The sequence below is a fragment of the Streptomyces djakartensis genome, assembly GCF_014651075.1.
GTDB lineage: Bacteria > Actinomycetota > Actinomycetes > Streptomycetales > Streptomycetaceae > Streptomyces > Streptomyces djakartensis.
The window spans coordinates 151,642-168,298 of the sequence record NZ_BMWE01000012.1 but is presented as its reverse complement, the minus strand read 5'-3'; the positions used below and the strand labels follow the sequence as shown (position 1 = coordinate 168,298).

The following is a 16,657-nucleotide window of genomic DNA, read 5'->3' as shown; positions in this document are numbered from 1 at the left end:
GGCTTCTACGGGGCGGCACTCTCGACCGGGCGCTGCGCCGAGGCCGATGCCTCGCGCTCCCCCGCCGTCGGGGACAGCGCGACGAAGGCCGAGGTCAGGAAGAGGTAGGACCCGAGGCCGACGGCGAGGGGGAAGATGAACTGCATCGCCGTGGCCCCGGGCAGGGCCTCCCCGGAGGGCGTCACGCGCGCGCTCACCGCGAACATGCCGGTGTAGTGCATGCTGCTGACGGCCGCGCCCATGATCAGGGAGGCGATCGTGACCGCGACGGGTGACTTGATGTTGAGCGCCGCCCACAGGGCCGCCGTCGCGGCGACGACGGCGATCAGGACGGAGAGCCCCACCAGCGCCGGGTCGTAGGTCACGTCACCGTGCAGGCGGACGGCCGCCATGCCCAGGTAGTGCATGCTCGCGACGCCGAGCCCGGTGGTGAGTCCGCCGAGGAACAGGGCCCGGCCGCGGTCGCGGCCGTAGCCGACGGCGAAGACGCCGGCACAGACGACGACCACGGCGACGAGCAGGCTCAGGAGCGTGAGGGGCACGTCGTAGCGGATGTCGGTACCGGCGACGCTGAAGCCGAGCATGGCCACGAAGTGCATGGTCCAGATGCCGGTGCCGATCGCCGAGGCAGCGGTGATCAGCCAGTTGCGGCGCGAGCGCCCGGTGGCGGCGGCGAGCGCGCGGACGGTGCAGCGCAGCCCGAGGGCGGCGCCTATGCAGGCCATCACGTAGGAGAGCGCGGGGGTCAGCCACCCCAGGGCGGCGTGGTCCAGGTGTCCCATGGCCCCGGGACGCTAGACCCGGTACGGGAGCGCGAAAGGGGAGCATTTCGAAAGGTGTTGGAATATGGCGCAAGGATGCACCGGAATGATCGGGTCACGCTCGAACATGTGCGCTGGGATGTCATCCGTGCCGGTGAGGCGCCATCCGTACCGGTGAGGAATCATGCCGTACATGAGCGACGACCCGACGCGTGTCCAGGAGTTCTTCACAGCCCGCGCCGCCGACTGGGACAGCCGGTTCCCGGACGACGGTCCGGCCTACGCGGCCGCGGTCTCGGAGCTCGGGCTGCGTGCGGGCGACCGGGTCCTGGACGCGGGATGCGGCACGGGACGCGCCCTGCCGCCGCTGCGAGCCGCCGTGGGGCCCTCGGGGGTCGTCATCGGGGCCGATCTGACGCCGGCCATGCTGCGGGAGGCCGTACGGGCCGGACGGGACCGTGACGGTGCTCTGCTGCTCACGGATGTCGCCGCGCTGCCCCTGCGCCCGGGCTCACTGGACGCCGTGTTCGGGGCGGGCCTCATCTCGCACCTGCCGAGTCCCGCCGAGAACCTGCGGGAGCTGGCCCGGGTGGTGCGCCCCGGTGGCCTGCTGGCCCTGTTCCACCCGATCGGCAGGGCGGCACTGGCCGCGCGCCACGGCCGTCCGCTCACCCCGGACGACCTGCGCGCCGAGCCCAACCTCCGGCCGCTGCTGGCCCGTTCGGGGTGGCGCATGGCGTCGTACGCCGACGAGGACACCCGCTTCCTGGCACTGGCCGTCCGCGAGGACCGGACCCTTTAGGGAGGGTCCGCGAATCCCGCCTGCCACGCGACGCCCGGCACCCGCTCCCGCCGCACCGGGCGCCGCGGTGCCCGCCCTCCCTCCGGGCTGACGACGCGAGATCACGGACACCCCCATAAGGGGTCCTCTCACTATGCCCCTGGCTCCTCCCCCGAGCTCTCGGCTCCGCTCCAGCAGGTGCACCCCCGTCGAGGGCGCTCGGTGAAAGGACCCCTAAGGCTGCCGCACCGGGCAGCCCCGGACTCCCGGGACCGGGCGTGTGCCGAGGTCGGCGAGGCGGTAGCCGTACGGGTAGCCCTTGATCTCCCAGTTCTGGCGCGCGAAGTGCGGGGCCCGCCGGGGCGGGAGCAGACGGACACCGCGTCCCCGGAGCCGGACCGCGCGCCGCACCCACGCGCGGGTGGCGGCGCTCGGCGGGGTGTAGCGGAAGGCGCTCAGCAACGAGTCGTCGAGCAGCGCGAGGATCGAGGTGCGCAGGACGGAGGCGAGCGGGCGCGGGTACCAGGAGGTCATCAGGTCGAGCGTGGCGTCCGCGACCCGCCGGGCGTCCTCGTCCCAGGCGAAGTGGGCCGCCTCGTAGGCGTCGAGGCAGCTCTCGAACTCCTCGTAGGTCTCGGGGATGTCCTTGATGCCCATGTGCCGGCCCAGCGTGCGGTAGTGGACGACGCTCGCGACGATCTCGTGGCGCGACATCCTGCGCCACCCGTAGGCGTCGATCCATCGTTTGGGCGTCACGACGAACGTGCACAGCACGTAGCGCATGTCCTCGTCGCTGATGTCGTAGCCGCGGTGCATCTGGTTGATGCGGCGGATCGCGGTCTTCGCCTCGTCGCTGCCGAAGCCGTGCTCGACGACGGCGTCGAGGAGCAGCGCGGTGTCGTCGTAGCGCTTCTGCGTGCGCTCCGTGAGTTCCGCCGTCTCGGCGAGCAGCCGGCCGATGCTGGGGACGGCGTAGGTGCGGTACAGGGCGAGCTCCAGGGCCCGGGTGTAGTCCCAGGGGAACTCGTAGGCCACGCTGAGGCGGTAGATCTCGGTGGCGTCCCGGTGCGGGTCCATCCGCCGCAGCTGTTCCAGCCGTGCGAAGCGCTTCACAGGGCCCTCCCCCTTCTGTCACCGGAACATCAACTCTACGTTGGTGACGGGAAGAAGACCGGCGAGCGGGCACATCCGTACAGGGGGAAGGTGGTCAGCATGTGGGGCAGGGTCCGGAAGGCGGGGGTCAGGGTCGCCGGCGCCATGCGCACGGAGACGAGGGCCGGCGGCGGCAGGCGTCCGCACAACCTTTTCGAGGCCGCCGCGGCCTATGTCGGGGCGGGCGCCGAGAACGACCAGGAAGGGGCCGACGAGGCGGCCGCGTGGGTGTCGCCGGAGGCACTGTCGTTCGGGGTGAACGAGCTGGCCTGCCGGGCCGTCATCGCGCTCGCCCGGGAGCGCGGTGAGTCACCGCGGGCCGTGGCCCGTGAGCTGCTGGGGCTGCCGGCGGCGTGACGTGCCGCGGCAGGGACGGCCGATTCGCCCCGTCCGCCGGAGAGCTGCGGCTCCGAGTGTGCTCACGAGGCCGTGACAAGCGGCTTCCGCGCACACTAGGGTGCGCGCCGTCGGACGAAAACGGGGACGGAGACGGGGAGGTCGGGATGGCCGGGACGGACGAGGGCGCCGTCGCCGCCGCGGACGATGCGCTCTATGTGCTCACGGCGGTGCTGCTGACGCCGGCGAACTTCCCCAGCGTGCTGGGGGACGACTATCCGGAGGCGTGCGCGGCGCTCGGCCTGGCGCCGCTCGCCGACGGGTACGGGCTGGTGCTCGGCCAGGACGGCGCCGGTGCCCGGTGGACCGTGGTCATAGACGACGTCTCCCTGGTGGCCGTGGCGATCGCGTCCTGGGACTGCGGCATGGAGTACGAGCTGTCGCCCGACGAGCGCACGGTCGTCGCGGCCCTGCCCGGCTGGCCCCTCGCGGTGGCCGTCGCGGCGCCCGGGGTACCCGCCCCGCACGACCCAGGCCCGGACGGCGAGGACAGGCCCCCTCTGACTCCGCCCGACACCACCGTCTGGGGGCCGGCCCAGCGGCGCCTGGGCGCGGACGAGATCGCCCGGCAGTGGGCGATGTGGCGGGACCAGGTCGACGACTCGGCGTTTCCGGCGCCGGAATCATCAGCACCCGAGCCCCCCGAGGGCGGGGACGGGGGCGACGAGGCGGCCGCCGGTCCGGAGCGACGCGCGGGGAAGAGGCAGCCGAGGCACAGCGGCATCCAGCGCGCCCTCGCGGAGGCCCGAACCTACATCGACTCGCCGCCGCCCCTGGGGCGGGTGCGTTCGTCGTTCGCGCCCGGTGACGCGCGGACGTTGCGAGCCGACGGTCCCGGCTGGTCGCTCGTGGCCAGGACCGACGACATCGCGTTCGTGCTGCTCGACGACGAACCCGGCGAGGTGCTGCCGGTCGGCCGGGGGCCGGAGCTGCCGGGCCTTCTCGCCGCCCTCGACAAGATGGCCGTGAGGCCGAACTGACCGGTACGGCCGGTCAGCGTCCGATTTCCTTGCGGGACACGCGCCGCAGCCTGCGCCGCTGCGAGGGATCCAGCATCAGGTAGGCGGCGGCCGGGACCCCCAGGATGATCAGGAGCGAGGCCCACCAGGGCAGCCAGATCAACAGGATGAGCCCGACCGCCACACCCCCTGCGGCGATCTTGGCGTTATTGGACATGTCTGTCGCCTCCTTCGCGGCCAGTGCCGCTCTCTGTCCCGAAAACGGACCCGCGCTCGCGGCGGTTCCGGACCGCGACCCTGAGACATCCCTGAGGCACACCCCTGGACACCCCTGAGAACTCCATAGTGACTCACCTCACAGCCAGCCCATGCTTGTAGAGCACTGGAAGTGGGGTACCCTCGGCGATTCCGGCTTCACTAGTCAAGTTTGAGGAATCAGTCATAGCCGAGCATCCGACTCCCCCTGACCCCTCTGACTCCGAACTCTCCGAGCCCTCGCACATCCCGGAACCGGCCCACTGCTGCGCCGTGTTCCTGCCCGGCAACCCCGCCCGCACCGGCAGCGTCGCCTTCTGGCGGCCCGACGGCGCAGCCCCTGCGGCCCTGCCCTCGGCGACCGTCACGTCCGTGACGGTCGTGGTCCCCGGCGACGACGGGATCGAGTCCCGGAGCGTGCCGGCCGCCTCGCTGCCGGTCCGTGCGGCGCTGCCGGTCCTCACCCGCGCGCGCACCGGCGGGCATGGGCACCGGTCCGCCCGGTTCTGGGGAGCGGCCGCCCTGCACGCCCTGCACCTGGTGGCGCGCGGACTGCTGCTGCCCGGCCTCGCCCCGGGTGACCACGACGCCTGGCGCGCCGGTCCGCTGCGCGCCGAGGACCTCGAGGCCGTACGCCGCCTCGCCGCCGCGATGCCGCCAGAGGCGCACGCCGTCCCGCTGCCCGGCACGGAGCCGCTGCGGCTGCCCGACCCGGAGCAGCTCCTGCGGGCGTTCCTCGACGCGGTCGCCGACACCCTGCCCCGCTCCCCCGCCGCCGCGCTGGTCACGGACGGCCCCGCCTACGCCTCGGCCGACCCGGTGCACCTGCCGGAGCAGCGCGGGTGGGCCGCCGAGGTGGCCGCGGGCCATGACGCGGGCGTGCGGCTGTCCCTGCGGATCGAGGCGGACGGCCTGACGGACGGTGCGCACGGCCTCATGGACGCGGCGGCCGGCGACGCGGGCGTGACGTTCCGGGCCGTGCTCCAGGTGCACAGCGTGAGCGACGCGGCTCTCGTCGCGGACGCGGCGGACGTCTGGGCCGGCGCCGGCGGTGACGCGTTCGGCCCGCGCGCGACGATGGACGTCCTGCTCGCACTGCGCCGTGCGGCCCAGGCCTGGGCCCCGCTCAAACCTCTGCTGTCGGCGACCGTGCCGGACGCGGTCGCGCTGGCCGACGACGAGGTCACCGAGCTGCTCGGAGCGGGGACCCGCGCGCTGGCCGCCGCCGGAGTGGACGTGCACTGGCCGAAGGGACTGACCCGCGAGATGACCACGCGGGCGGAGGTGGGGCCTTCCGGCGAGGAACCGGCATCCGGCGAGGGCTCCCCCGCCGTGCCGTCGTTCCTGTCCGCCGACGCGCTGCTGACCTTCAGCTGGTCGTTCGCGCTGGGCGACAGGCGGCTGAGCCGCGAGGAGCTGGACCGGCTCGCCGAGGCGAACCGCCCGGTGGTGCGGCTGCGCGACCAGTGGATCCTGGTCGACCCGCGGGAGGTACGCCTGGCCCGCTCCCGGCAGGACCGCAAGGTCACGCCGGTGGACGCGCTGGGCGCGGCCCTGACGGGCTGGACCGAGGTGGACGGCCGTCGGATCGAGGTACGGCCCACCGGGTGGGTGGCGGCCCTGCGGGAGCGGCTCGCGGACCCCGAGGCACAGCGGCCCGTCGATCAGCCGGCCGCCCTGGCCGCCACTCTGCGCGACTACCAGCGGCGAGGCCTGAACTGGCTGGCGGGCATGACCTCACTGGGCCTTGGCTGCTGCCTCGCCGACGACATGGGACTCGGAAAGACGATCACGCTGATCGCGCTGCACCTGCACCGGCAGGCCGACGCGGAGTCGGCCGGACCCACCCTGGTGGTCTGCCCGACGTCCCTGATGGGCAACTGGCAGCGGGAGATCGAGCGGTTCGCGCCGGGCACACCCGTGCGGCGCTTCCACGGCCCGCGGCGCGGCCTCGACGGCCTGGCCGCCGGGGAGTTCGTCCTCACCACGTACGGCACGATGCGCCTGGACGCGCCCCGGCTCGGCGAGGTGCCGTGGGGCATGCTGGTGGCGGACGAGGCCCAGCACGTGAAGAACCCGCACTCCTCGACCGCGCGGGAGCTGCGGTCCATCGGCGCCCGCGCACGGGTCGCGCTCACCGGCACCCCGGTGGAGAACAACCTGTCGGAGCTGTGGGCGATCCTCGACTGGGCCACGCCGGGCCTGCTGGGCGGGCTCGGGACGTTCCGCAGGCGGTACGCGGACGCCGTCGAGGGCGGGCAGGACCCGGGCGCCGCGGACCGGCTGGCCCGGCTCGTGCGGCCGTTCCTGCTGCGCCGCCGCAAGTCGGACCCCGGGATCGCGCCCGAGCTGCCGCCGAAGACGGAGACCGATCACGCCGTCTCCCTCACCCAGGAGCAGGCGGGCCTGTACGAGGCCGTGGTCCGGGAGGCGCTGGCGGAGATCTCCGGTGCCGGCAGCATGGCGCGGCGCGGACTGATCGTGAAACTGCTGACCGGCCTCAAGCAGATCTGCAACCACCCGGCCCAGTACCTCAAGGAGGAGCGGCCGGTGATCGCCGGACGGTCCGGGAAACTGGAGCTGCTCGACGAACTGCTCGACACCATGCTGGCGGAGCGGGCCGGCGTGCTCGTCTTCACGCAGTACGTGCGGATGGCCCGCCTCCTCGAACGGCATCTGGCCGCCCGCGGCACGCCCTGCCAGTTCCTGCACGGCGGGACGCCCGTCGCGGAGCGGGAGGCCATGGTGCGGCGCTTCCAGGACGGCGAGGTGCCCGTGTTCCTGCTGTCGCTGAAGGCGGCGGGCACCGGGCTGAACCTGACCCGGGCCGAGCACGTCGTGCACTACGACCGCTGGTGGAACCCGGCCGTCGAGGCCCAGGCGACCGACCGCGCGTACCGCATCGGCCAGACCCGGCCGGTGCAGGTGCACCGGATCGTCGCCGAGGGAACCATCGAGGACCGCATCGCCGAACTGCTCACCCGTAAACGGGCCCTGGCGGACGCGGTCCTGGGGTCCGGTGAGACCGCTCTCACGGAACTGACGGACGCGGAACTGGCGCATCTGGTCGAGCTGCGAGGGGACGTGCGATGACTCGGTACGACGGTGACGCGGAGCGCACGTTCGCCGCACTGGCGCCCGCGCGCGGGCGGGAATTCGCGCAGACCTGGTGGGGCAGGGCCTGGCTGCGGGCGCTGGAGGACACGGCGCTGGACTCGGCGCAGCTCAAGACGGGCCGCCGGCTCGCCCGGGCCGCAGCGGTCGGCGCGGTGTCGGTGCGCCCGGGCCGGCTCACGGCCGTCGTCCAGGGGCGTGACGGCACGGCGCACCGGGCCGACGTCCTGCTGGAGACCCTCACGCCCGGACAGTGGGACAGCTTCCTGGGCATGGCGGTGGAACGGGCCGGCCATGTGGCGGCGCTGCTGGACCGGGAGATGCCACCGCACCTGGTGGAGGACGCGGCGGCCGCGGGCGTCGAACTGCTGCCCGGCCTGGGCGATCTGGAGCCGGAGTGCGACTGCGGAACCTGGGACCACTGCGGGCACACGGCGGCCCTCTGCTACCAGGCGGCCCGGCTGCTGGACCAGGACCCGTTCCTCCTGCTGCTGATGCGCGGGCGCGACGAGGCGGCCGTGCTGGACGCTCTCCAGGCGCGCGGCGGGGCTCTTGCCGCGGACCGGTCCGGGCCGGAGGGGGTGGACGCGGCCGAGGCGTACGCGGCCGGTGGCATCCTGCCCCCGCTGCCGGGCCTGCCCGGACTCCCCGACGAGCCCGGGGTCCCGCCGTCCCTGGACACCGAGACGCCGCCCGCCCCCGGCATCGACCCGGGCGCACTGGAGTTCCTGGCCGCCCGGACCGCCGTGGAGGCCCATCGCCGGCTCGCTGAGGCGCTCACGGAGCAGCCCGCCACCGACCGGGAGTCGACGGTCGCGCAGGACGCGGTGCGGCTGGCAGCGGGGACCCCCTCGCGGGTGGTGGCGGACCGTCTCGCCGAGGGATCGGGGCGTGGCCGGGAGGGCCTGGCAGCGGCGGTTCTCGCCTGGCGCCACGGTGGAGCGGCCGCGCTGAGCGTGCTCGACGAGGAGTGGCGGGTGGAGGGCGAAGCGCTGGCACGCGCGCGTGCCGCCCTGGACTCGGCCTGGGAGGCGGACGAGCGGCCGGAGTTGCGGGCGCGGCGCAACCGGTGGACGGTCGTCGGGGCACCGATCCAGCTGCGACTCGGCCGGGACGGCCGGTGGTGGCCGTACCGCAGGGAACGCGGTCGCTGGCTGCCCGCGGGCGGCGCCGCACAGGATCCGGCGACGGCCCTGACGTCGGCGCGGCCCACCGCCGACGACGGAGCCGTTCCGGGCTGAGGGCACCAGGGCCCGCCGTTCGGATCACGCCGCAGACGCGGGGCCTGGCACGCGCATCTGCCGTGTTGTCGCCGGTCGCCGGCGCCCTCCTCCGCCCTTGCAGCCGCACACACCAGGCCCCGTCCACCGGCACTGGCAAGCGCTGCCGATTCCCTGCGCCGTGATCCGAACGACGGGCCCTGGTGCCGCGCAGGCGACGTTCGCCGAGTCGCGGCGCCCCGCCGCGCTCTCGCCGCACCGGACGCCGCTCCTCAACGGGCGAACGCCGCCTGCCGCGGCACCGGCTCGCCGGCGTCCAGGGACGGGAGCAGCGATTCGAGGTCGCTCGGCAGTCCGCTCGGCAGCCGGCTCGGAAAGCCCGACGGCAACCAGGTCGGCAGCTCACTGGGAAGCCGGGTGGGCGGCTTCGTGGGAATGCCGTAGGACGGAGCGGCGGTACCGCCCGAGCTCTCGGCGGGCGGCTCCCGGTCCGGCGGGTCATCGTTTCCCCGGGCCATCAGCACCACGGCGGACACGGCCGCGGCGGCCACGAGAACGGTGAGCAGGATGAGCAACGGATTCCGCCGGTGAGGCGGTGCGGGCGGCATGGCCATACGGACGAGGGTCGCCGTGCACCGCTCAGGAGGCGAGCGGCGCACGGGAGTTGATACGGACTCATGGCGTGGATCGCATGGTTCCGGAGCATTCCGTCCGGTATGGCCGACGCACGCGCGCGAGGCGTCAGCCGCGCGCGCCCAGCAGGTGGTCCATCGCCAGCTGGTCCAGGCGCTCGAAGGCCATGCCGCGGGCGGCTGCCGCCTCGACGTCGAACGCCTCGAAGGCCGACCGGTCGGCGAGCAGGGCCTGGAGGCCGTCCGCGGCGGTGGGCCGGGCCAGCTCGTCCAGGCGGGCCGCGCGCAGGGCCTCCTGGACCTCCGGGTCGGCGCGGAAGGCGGCGGCGCGCTCCTTGAGGATGAGGTAGTTGCGCATGCAGCCGGCCGCCGAGGCCCACACCCCGTCGAGGTCCTCGGTCCGCGGCGGCTTGAAGTCGAAGTGCCGGGGACCGCTGTAGCCGGCCGACTCCAGCAGGTCGACCAGCCAGAACGCGGCACGCAGATCACCGGCGCCGAAGCGCAGGTCCTGGTCGTACTTGATGCCGGACTGGCCGTTGAGGTCGATGTGGAACAGCTTGCCCGCCCACAGTGCCTGCGCGATGCCGTGCGGGAAGTTCAGCCCGGCCATCTGCTCGTGGCCCACCTCCGGGTTCACGCCGTACAGCTCAGGGCGCTCCAGGCGCTCGATGAACGCCAGGGCGTGGCCGACGGTCGGCAGCAGGATGTCGCCGCGCGGCTCGTTCGGCTTGGGCTCGATGGCGAACCTCAGGTCGTAGCCCTGGGAGGTGACGTACTCGCCGAGCAGGTCGAAGGCCTCCTTCATGCGGTCCAGGGCCGCGCGGACGTCCTTGGCGGCGCCGGACTCGGCACCCTCACGGCCGCCCCAGGCCACGTACACCTGGGCGCCGAGTTCGACGGCGAGGTCGATGTTGCGGATGGTCTTGCGCAGCGCGTAGCGGCGCACGTCGCGGTCGTTGGCGGTGAACGCGCCGTCCTTGAAGACCGGGTGCGTGAACAGGTTGGTGGTGGCCATCGGGACCTTCATGCCCGTGGCGTCCAGCGCCTGCCGGAAGCGCTTGATGTGGGCCTCGCGCTCGGTGTCGCTCGAGCCGAACGGGATCAGGTCGTCGTCGTGGAAGGTGACGCCGTGGGCGCCGAGCTCGGCCAGACGCTGGACCGTCTCGACCGGGTCGAGGGCGCGCCGCGTGGCGTCGCCGAAGGGATCCCGTCCCTGCCAGCCGACGGTCCACAGGCCGAAGGTGAACCTGTCCTCGGGGGTGGGCTGGAAGCTCATGCCGCGGCTCCTCGCTCGCTGGGGCTATTCGTCATGCCGATTTACAAATTAGTATGCGGACACCTCTCTGGGAAGGGACACGATGTCCCGGGACGAGAGAGGCGGGACGCGAGAAGAGGGAGAAGCCCGATGTCAGCAGCCGAGGGTCCGCTCGTCGTCGGCGTGGACTCGTCCACCCAGTCCACCAAGGCGCTGGTCGTCGACGCGGCCACCGGCCGGGTGGTCGCGAGCGGCCAGGCACCGCACACCGTCTCCTCGGGGGCCGGGCGCGAGAGCGATCCCCGCCAGTGGTGGCAGGCGCTGTGCGAGGCGCTGCACCAGTGCGGTGACGCGGCGCACGAGGCCGCCGCGGTGTCGGTCGGCGGGCAGCAGCACGGCCTGGTCACCCTGGACGAGCGGGGCGAACCGGTGCGTCCGGCCCTGCTGTGGAACGACGTGCGCTCGGCGCCGCAGGCCCGCCGTCTCACCGAGGAGCTGGGCGGAGCGAAGTTCTGGGCCGAGCGCGCCGGGTCGGTCCCCGCCGCCTCCTTCACGGTCACCAAGTGGGCCTGGCTGGCCGAGCACGAGCCGGAGGCGGCCCGCGCCACCAAGGCCGTGCGCCTCCCCCACGACTACCTCACCGAGCGGCTCACCGGGCAGGGCACGACCGACCGCGGCGACGCCTCCGGGACCGGCTGGTGGGCGTCCGGGACGGAGGCGTACGACGAGGAGATCCTGACGCATGTGGGGCTCGACCCCGCCCTGCTGCCCCGGGTGGTCCGGCCCGGCGAAGTGGCGGGCACCGTACGCGACAGCCACGACCTGCCGTTCTCCAAGGGCACGCTGGTCGCACCCGGCACCGGCGACAACGCCGCCGCGGCGCTCGGCCTCGGCCTGCTCCCGGGCGTACCGGTGATGAGCCTCGGCACCTCGGGCACGGTGTACGCGGTGTCGCGGCGCAGGCCCGCCGACCCGACCGGCACGGTCGCGGGGTTCGCCGACGCCCGCGGCGACTGGCTGCCGCTGGCCTGCACCCTGAACTGCACGCTCGCCGTCGACCGCGTGGCGACGCTGCTGGGCCTGGACCGGGAGGCCGTCGAGCCCGGCGCGGCGGTGACGCTGCTGCCCTACCTGGACGGCGAACGCACCCCGAACCTGCCGAACGCCTCCGGCGTGCTGCACGGCCTGCGCCACGACACGACCGCCGGCCAGCTGCTCCAGGCCGCCTACGACGGCGCCGTGCACTCGCTGCTGGGCGCGCTCGACCTGGTCCTGGACCAGGACTCCGACCCGGCCGCGCCCCTGCTGCTGATCGGCGGCGGCGCCCGGGGCGCGGCCTGGCAGCAGACCGTGCGGCGGCTTTCGGGGCGTCCCGTGCAGGTGCCCGAGGCCAGGGAGCTGGTGGCGCTCGGCGCCGCCGCGCAGGCGGCCGGGCTGCTGACCGGGGAGGACGCGGCGGCGGTCGCACGGCGCTGGAACACGGCGGCCGGGCCGGTCCTCGACGCCGTCGAGCGGGACGAGGAGACGCTCACCAGGATCGCCGGGGTACTCTCCGACGCGGCCGGGCTGCTCCAGCGGCCCACGGACACCCACTGAGGACTGGCGTCAGGCATGACTGCACCACCGCACGAGGCTCACCCGGCCGGGCCGGGACGCTCGCTGCCGGACACCCAGCAGGGCATGCGCCGCCGCAACCTCGCCCGGGTGATGCACGCCGTCAGCGCCGAGGGACCGCTGTCCCGGGCCGCCGTCGCCTCGCGGATCGGTCTGACCCGGGCGGCGGTGTCGACGCTCGTCGACGAACTCATCCGCTCCGGGCTGCTGGAGGAACTGGGTCCGCAGCGGCCGGGGCGGGTCGGCCGCCCCGGTTCGGCACTCGCCGTCAGCGGGCGCGGACCCGCCGGGATCGGCGCGGAGATCGGTGTCGACCACCTCGCGGTCTGCGCGGTCGACCTGAGCGGACGGACCCGGTCGCGGGCCGAGCGGCACGGCCTGAACCGGGGCCGCTCCCCGCGGACCGTCATCGAGGAACTCAACGAGCTGATACGCCTGGTCGTCGCCGGGGCGGAGGGCGAGGGACTGCGGCCGGCGGGGCTCGCCGTGGCCGTACCGGGGCTGGTGGCGCGTGACGCCCGGACCGTCGTGCGCGCCCCGAACCTCGACTGGCGGGACACCGACCTCGGCGGCCTGCTGCCGTCCGGCTTCCCGCTGACCGTGGACAACGAGGCCAACTTCGGGGCGCTCGCCGAACTCTGGCTCGGTGAGGGCACACCGCGCGACTTCCTGCACGTGTCGGCGGAGATCGGCATCGGGGCGGCGGTCGTCGTGGACGGCGGGCTGCTGCGCGGAACCCGCGGTTTCGCGGGCGAGCTGGGGCACGTGCCGGTCCGGCCGGACGGTCCCGAGTGCGCGTGCGGCGGGCGTGGGTGCCTGGAGCAGTACGCCGGTGAAGAGGCGGTGCTGCGTGCGGCCGGGCTGGAGCCGGACGAGGACCGGGTCGGGCTGCTCGCGGGGCGCGCCGCGGCGGGCGACGAGGACGTGCGCCGTGCGCTGCGCGACGCCGGCACGGCGCTCGGAGTCGCCCTGACCGGTGCGGTCAACCTGCTCGACCCGGAGAGCGTCGTGCTGGGCGGGGAGCTGTCCGCACTGGCGCCATGGCTGCTGCCCTCGCTGCGGGACGAGCTGGCGCGGCGTACGGCGGGTCCGGCCTGCCCCGTGTCCGTGTCCCGGCTGGGTCCGCAGGGGCCACTGCTCGGGGCCGCGCACTCGGTGGTGCGGGCGGTGCTGGACGACCCCGCCGCCGTCGCGGGGCGAGCCTGAGACCGCCGGCAACTACGTCTGATGCCGACCGGATCGGGGCTCCGCCCCTCACAGCCCGGTTACAAATCGCTCAACCTCTGGTTGCGGCACGGTAAATCAGGCGACGATTAAGACCATGAGTCTGGCCCAGCGCGCCCTGGAGCGCCTGCAGGCCTGGCCCGACCTGACGGCGGGCCCGGCGAGTTGCGGTACCGGACGGGCACTGCGTTCCGTCCGTGACGAGATCGTCCACTTCCACTCCGCTCGGGACGTGGACCTCCACCTCACCAGCCGTTCCATCCAGCGCTTTCACTACGACCTCGCCGGTTCGAGCGCGATCCACCTGGTCCCCGGCTCCTGCTGGGTGACGGTCCACCTCGACTGCGAGGCGGACGTCGAACTGCTGCTGAGCCTGGTCAGCATCGCCCTCAAGGCCCACCAGTCCCGTCCCGCGGCCGGTGAACCGCGGGTCGCCGGCTGCAACTTCCACCGGGTCAGGGTGCTTCCACGCGACGCGGCGACGGGCGGCTGAGACCTTGGCGGCACGAGGGGAAGAGGTCAACGCCGAGGCCTGGCGCGTGTACGGGGACCATCATCTGCGGCGCGGCACGGTGCTGCCCGAAGTGGCGCGGATCGACTGGGGCTTCGAGGGCGCGGGGCCGGGGACCGAGGTGCTCGGGGAGCTGACCGGCCGGCGTGTGCTGGACCTCGGGTGCGGCACGGCCCGGCACGCCGCCCATCTGGTCCGTGCCCATGGCGCGCTGGTGGACGCGGTCGACGCCTCGGCGGGACAGTTCGAACGCGCCCGTGCCCGTTACGGCGCGCTGCCGGGGCTGCGGCTGGTCCTGGCCGACGCGGTGGAACACCTGCGCACGGCGGAGCCGTACGACGTCGTCTACTCGGTCAACGCCGTCCCCTACATCGACCCGCACCGGCTGCTGCCCGCCCTCGCCGGGGCGATCAAGTCCGGCGGCAGGTTCATCTTCACGGTGCTGCACACCAACTCGCGGGGGGACGGGCCGTCGGACGAGGTCGTCGCCCGGCCGGAGATCCTGCGGCTGGCCGAGGCCGGGGAGGTGACCGTCCGGATGTGGGTGCTCGGCCCGGAGCTCTGGACGGCCCTGCTCACCGAGCACGGGCTGCGGGTGGAGCGCGTCGACGTCCTGGACACGCCGCAGCCAGGCAACCACGCCTCGTACCGCCTCTTCCAGGTGACACGGCCGGTCCGCGTCTCCTCCCGGCCGCGCACCGGGAAACCGCCGGTGGCCCATGCCGCGCTCGGGGTCGGCGCCATCCTGCACGGGCCCCGCGGACTGCTCCTCGGCCGGCACCGGCACGGCACCTGGGAGCTACCCGGCGGGACGGTGGAACCCGGCGAGTCCCTGCGGGAGGCGGTCGTGCGTGAACTCGCCGAGGAGACGGGGCTTCAGGCCCGGCCGGAGGACGTCCGGCTGCTCGGGACGCTCCTCGACGACGCGGGCGGTGTGGTCCGCGTGACCGTGGCGGCCCGGGTCACCGCCTGGCGCGGCGAGCCGTCGGACCAGCCCGGGGAGAGCGTGGGCCGCTGGCGCTGGTTCAGCCTTGACCGGCTGCCGGAGGAGCTGTTCGTGTGCAGCGCGCAGGCGCTCACCGCCTGGCGGCCCGGTCTGCCGATCGACCACGCGCCCGCTCATTTCACGCCGTACGCCACCGGAACGGACGACAGCTGAGGCACCCGGAGGGGTGCGTTTTCCCCTCCGTTCCCGTGGAGTCGGCGCCGGGTCATCCCAACGGCGCCCGCGGTCTGCTGCACTTCCTCTGACAGTAGGAACATCTGATCACGCATCAGGGGGTACGGTGACAGGTCGTCGGAAACGGCGCGGAGCAGGCAGATCGGTACTGGCGTTCCTCACGGCGTTCGGCGCGCTGGCCGGTGCGGCCCTGGCGGGGGCGGCACCGGCCGGCGCCGTCCAGAAGGTTGTCAGGGTCGCGCCGGGCGTGACGTACGAGCACTTCGACATTCCGGCGGCGAACGGGACGGCGCACGCGCATGTGCTGCGCGTCGACCTGGGCGACCCGCGCGTCCGCGTCGATCTGCTGTACCCCGGGGCGGTGGCCTCGCGCGCGGCGGTCTCGTGGATGGCCGACGGCCAGGGGGCCGTCGCCGGTGTCAACGGGGACTTCTTCAACATCTCCGAGGTCCAGCACCCGGGCGTCGAGGCGACCGGCGCGAGTGTGGGGCCGGCGATCGCGGCCGGGCGGACGCTCAAGGCGGCCGTGCCCGCCGGCCAGCGTTTCGGGCCGGCACTGCCGCCCGGCACGACCACCGAGGACGTGTTCGGCGTCGGCACCGACCGGCGGGCGCGACTGGACCGGCTGGCCCTCGACGGCTCGATCCGCACCACGGAGGCGCTGTTGCCGCTCGGCGGGCTCAACCAGTACGCCCTGCCGGTGGGGTCGGTCGGCGCCTTCACCGCCGAGTGGGGCAGCGTCTCCCGGGTGCGCGCCACCTGCGGCACGGACACCGACCGGGCCGCTCCGTGCAGCACGGACACCTACGAGGTGACGGTCCGGGACGGCCGGGTCGTCTCGGCCGCCGGCACACCCGGGAGCGGCCCGATCGCCGAGGGGACGACCGTACTGGTCGGCCGGGAGGCGGGCGCCCAGCAGCTGCGGAAGCTGTCGGCCGGTGAGCCGGTCGAGGTCGAGCACCGTCTCGTCGCGGCCGGGAGCGGCGTCCCGTACCGGCTCGCGCTCGGCGGCTACCCGGTCCTCGAGGGCGGCCGGCCGCTGCCGGGCCTGGACGACACGGCCTCGGCCGTCCGTACGGCCGTGGGGATCGCCGACGGCGGGCGGCGCATGCTGCTGCTGGCGCTGGACGGCGAGCCGGCCCACCGCAGTGGCCTGACGATCGCCGAGGTGGCCGCCGCCATGCGCCGGCTGGGCTCGGAAGCCGCCCTCAGCCTGGACGGCGGCGGCTCGTCGACGCTGGTGGCGCGGAAGCCGGGTGCGAGCACCGTCTCCGTGCGCAACCACCCCAGCGGGGGCGCCGAACGCGCCGTTCCGAACGGCATCGGCGTGTTCTCGGGAGCGTGACTCAGGGCCGCAGACTGCTGACGATGTCCGCCGTGGCCGTGAGACCGCTCTGGATGGACGGAGCGATGCTGGAGCCAGCCAGGTAGAAGCCGAGCATCAGGCAGACCAGGGCATGGGAGACCTTCAGCCCGCCGCTGCGCAGGAAGATCACTGTCAGGATCAAGAGCAGCAGCACCACAGAGATGGAAATGGCCATCGTCGTCTCCTCCGCCACGCCGCCACGTCCGGTACACGGCGTTCGGCCGCAAGTGTGGCGTA

The 16,657-nt window shown here is 74.1% G+C and carries 16 protein-coding genes; 10 read left to right on the top strand and 6 right to left on the bottom strand.

The annotated features are described in order from the left end of the window. Window positions 1–5: 5 nt before the first annotated feature. Window positions 6–782: an MHYT domain-containing protein gene (locus tag IE212_RS21945; protein ID WP_190199601.1), complete on the bottom strand. Its 777-nt coding sequence runs from the start codon at window positions 780–782 to the stop codon at window positions 6–8. 172 nt (window positions 783–954) lie between these two features. Here IE212_RS21945 and IE212_RS21940 point away from each other — a divergent pair, with 172 nt between their 5' ends. Further along, complete coding sequence (locus tag IE212_RS21940; RefSeq protein ID WP_190199600.1) at window positions 955–1,563, top strand: class I SAM-dependent methyltransferase; 609 nt, start codon at window positions 955–957, stop codon at window positions 1,561–1,563. Between the two features lie 213 nt (window positions 1,564–1,776). Here the strand turns inward: IE212_RS21940 and IE212_RS21935 are convergent, their stop codons facing one another. Then, the gene (locus IE212_RS21935) at window positions 1,777–2,655 is read right to left on the bottom strand and encodes an oxygenase MpaB family protein (RefSeq protein ID WP_190199599.1); all 879 of its coding nucleotides are present in this window, start codon (window positions 2,653–2,655) and stop codon (window positions 1,777–1,779) included. Window positions 2,656–2,754: 99 nt separating this feature from the next. Between IE212_RS21935 and IE212_RS21930 the strand changes: the two genes are divergently transcribed. Together IE212_RS21930 and IE212_RS21925 are read left to right on the top strand one after the other, a co-directional pair. Further along, a complete protein-coding gene (locus tag IE212_RS21930) occupies window positions 2,755–3,051 on the top strand; it encodes a hypothetical protein (RefSeq protein WP_190199598.1) in 297 nt (98 codons plus the stop codon). A gap of 146 nt (window positions 3,052–3,197) precedes the next feature. Continuing rightward, complete coding sequence (locus tag IE212_RS21925) at window positions 3,198–4,070, top strand: hypothetical protein (RefSeq protein ID WP_190199597.1); 873 nt, start codon at window positions 3,198–3,200, stop codon at window positions 4,068–4,070. Window positions 4,071–4,083: 13 nt separating this feature from the next. On the opposite strand, the gene IE212_RS21920 is transcribed toward IE212_RS21925, so the two are convergent. After that, window positions 4,084–4,266 carry a tail-anchor membrane protein gene (locus IE212_RS21920; RefSeq protein ID WP_190199596.1) on the bottom strand — a complete coding sequence of 61 codons (183 nt, stop codon included), beginning with the start codon at window positions 4,264–4,266 and terminating at the stop codon, window positions 4,084–4,086. 311 nt (window positions 4,267–4,577) lie between these two features. Between IE212_RS21920 and IE212_RS21915 the strand changes: the two genes are divergently transcribed. Together IE212_RS21915 and IE212_RS21910 are read left to right on the top strand one after the other, a co-directional pair. Continuing rightward, the gene (locus IE212_RS21915; protein ID WP_229864499.1) at window positions 4,578–7,397 is read left to right on the top strand and encodes an SCO1167/SCO6262 family helicase; all 2,820 of its coding nucleotides are present in this window, start codon (window positions 4,578–4,580) and stop codon (window positions 7,395–7,397) included. Beyond that, window positions 7,394–8,659, top strand: coding sequence for an SWF or SNF family helicase (locus IE212_RS21910; RefSeq protein ID WP_190199595.1), 1,266 nt, complete (start codon window positions 7,394–7,396; stop codon window positions 8,657–8,659). The genes IE212_RS21915 and IE212_RS21910 overlap by 4 nt, the downstream gene beginning before the upstream one ends. A gap of 251 nt (window positions 8,660–8,910) precedes the next feature. On the opposite strand, the gene IE212_RS21905 is transcribed toward IE212_RS21910, so the two are convergent. Together IE212_RS21905 and xylA are read right to left on the bottom strand one after the other, a co-directional pair. Further along, window positions 8,911–9,252 (bottom strand): hypothetical protein, encoded by a 342-nt coding sequence (locus IE212_RS21905; protein WP_190199594.1) that lies wholly within the window; start codon window positions 9,250–9,252, stop codon window positions 8,911–8,913. A gap of 127 nt (window positions 9,253–9,379) precedes the next feature. Continuing rightward, window positions 9,380–10,546: a xylose isomerase gene (xylA, locus tag IE212_RS21900; RefSeq protein WP_190199593.1), complete on the bottom strand. Its 1,167-nt coding sequence runs from the start codon at window positions 10,544–10,546 to the stop codon at window positions 9,380–9,382. A 129-nt stretch (window positions 10,547–10,675) separates the two neighbouring features. On the opposite strand from xylA, the gene xylB reads away from it, so the two are divergent. The 5 genes from xylB to IE212_RS21875 all read left to right on the top strand — a co-directional run bounded on the left by xylB (window position 10,676) and on the right by IE212_RS21875 (window position 16,399). Next, a complete protein-coding gene (gene xylB / locus IE212_RS21895) occupies window positions 10,676–12,121 on the top strand; it encodes a xylulokinase (protein ID WP_190199592.1) in 1,446 nt (481 codons plus the stop codon). Window positions 12,122–12,136: 15 nt separating this feature from the next. Continuing rightward, entirely contained in the window at window positions 12,137–13,345 is a 1,209-nt protein-coding gene (locus IE212_RS21890) for an ROK family transcriptional regulator (RefSeq protein WP_190199591.1), read from the top strand. Window positions 13,346–13,460: 115 nt separating this feature from the next. Beyond that, window positions 13,461–13,856, top strand: coding sequence for a luciferase domain-containing protein (locus IE212_RS21885; protein ID WP_190199590.1), 396 nt, complete (start codon window positions 13,461–13,463; stop codon window positions 13,854–13,856). Between the two features lie 4 nt (window positions 13,857–13,860). Further along, window positions 13,861–15,033 carry a bifunctional class I SAM-dependent methyltransferase/NUDIX hydrolase gene (locus IE212_RS21880; protein ID WP_190199589.1) on the top strand — a complete coding sequence of 391 codons (1,173 nt, stop codon included), beginning with the start codon at window positions 13,861–13,863 and terminating at the stop codon, window positions 15,031–15,033. A gap of 127 nt (window positions 15,034–15,160) precedes the next feature. Further along, complete coding sequence (locus tag IE212_RS21875) at window positions 15,161–16,399, top strand: phosphodiester glycosidase family protein (RefSeq protein WP_190199588.1); 1,239 nt, start codon at window positions 15,161–15,163, stop codon at window positions 16,397–16,399. A gap of 1 nt (window position 16,400) precedes the next feature. On the opposite strand, the gene IE212_RS21870 is transcribed toward IE212_RS21875, so the two are convergent. Further along, window positions 16,401–16,595 carry a hypothetical protein gene (locus IE212_RS21870; protein ID WP_190199587.1) on the bottom strand — a complete coding sequence of 65 codons (195 nt, stop codon included), beginning with the start codon at window positions 16,593–16,595 and terminating at the stop codon, window positions 16,401–16,403. Between the last annotated feature and the right edge of the window lie 62 nt (window positions 16,596–16,657).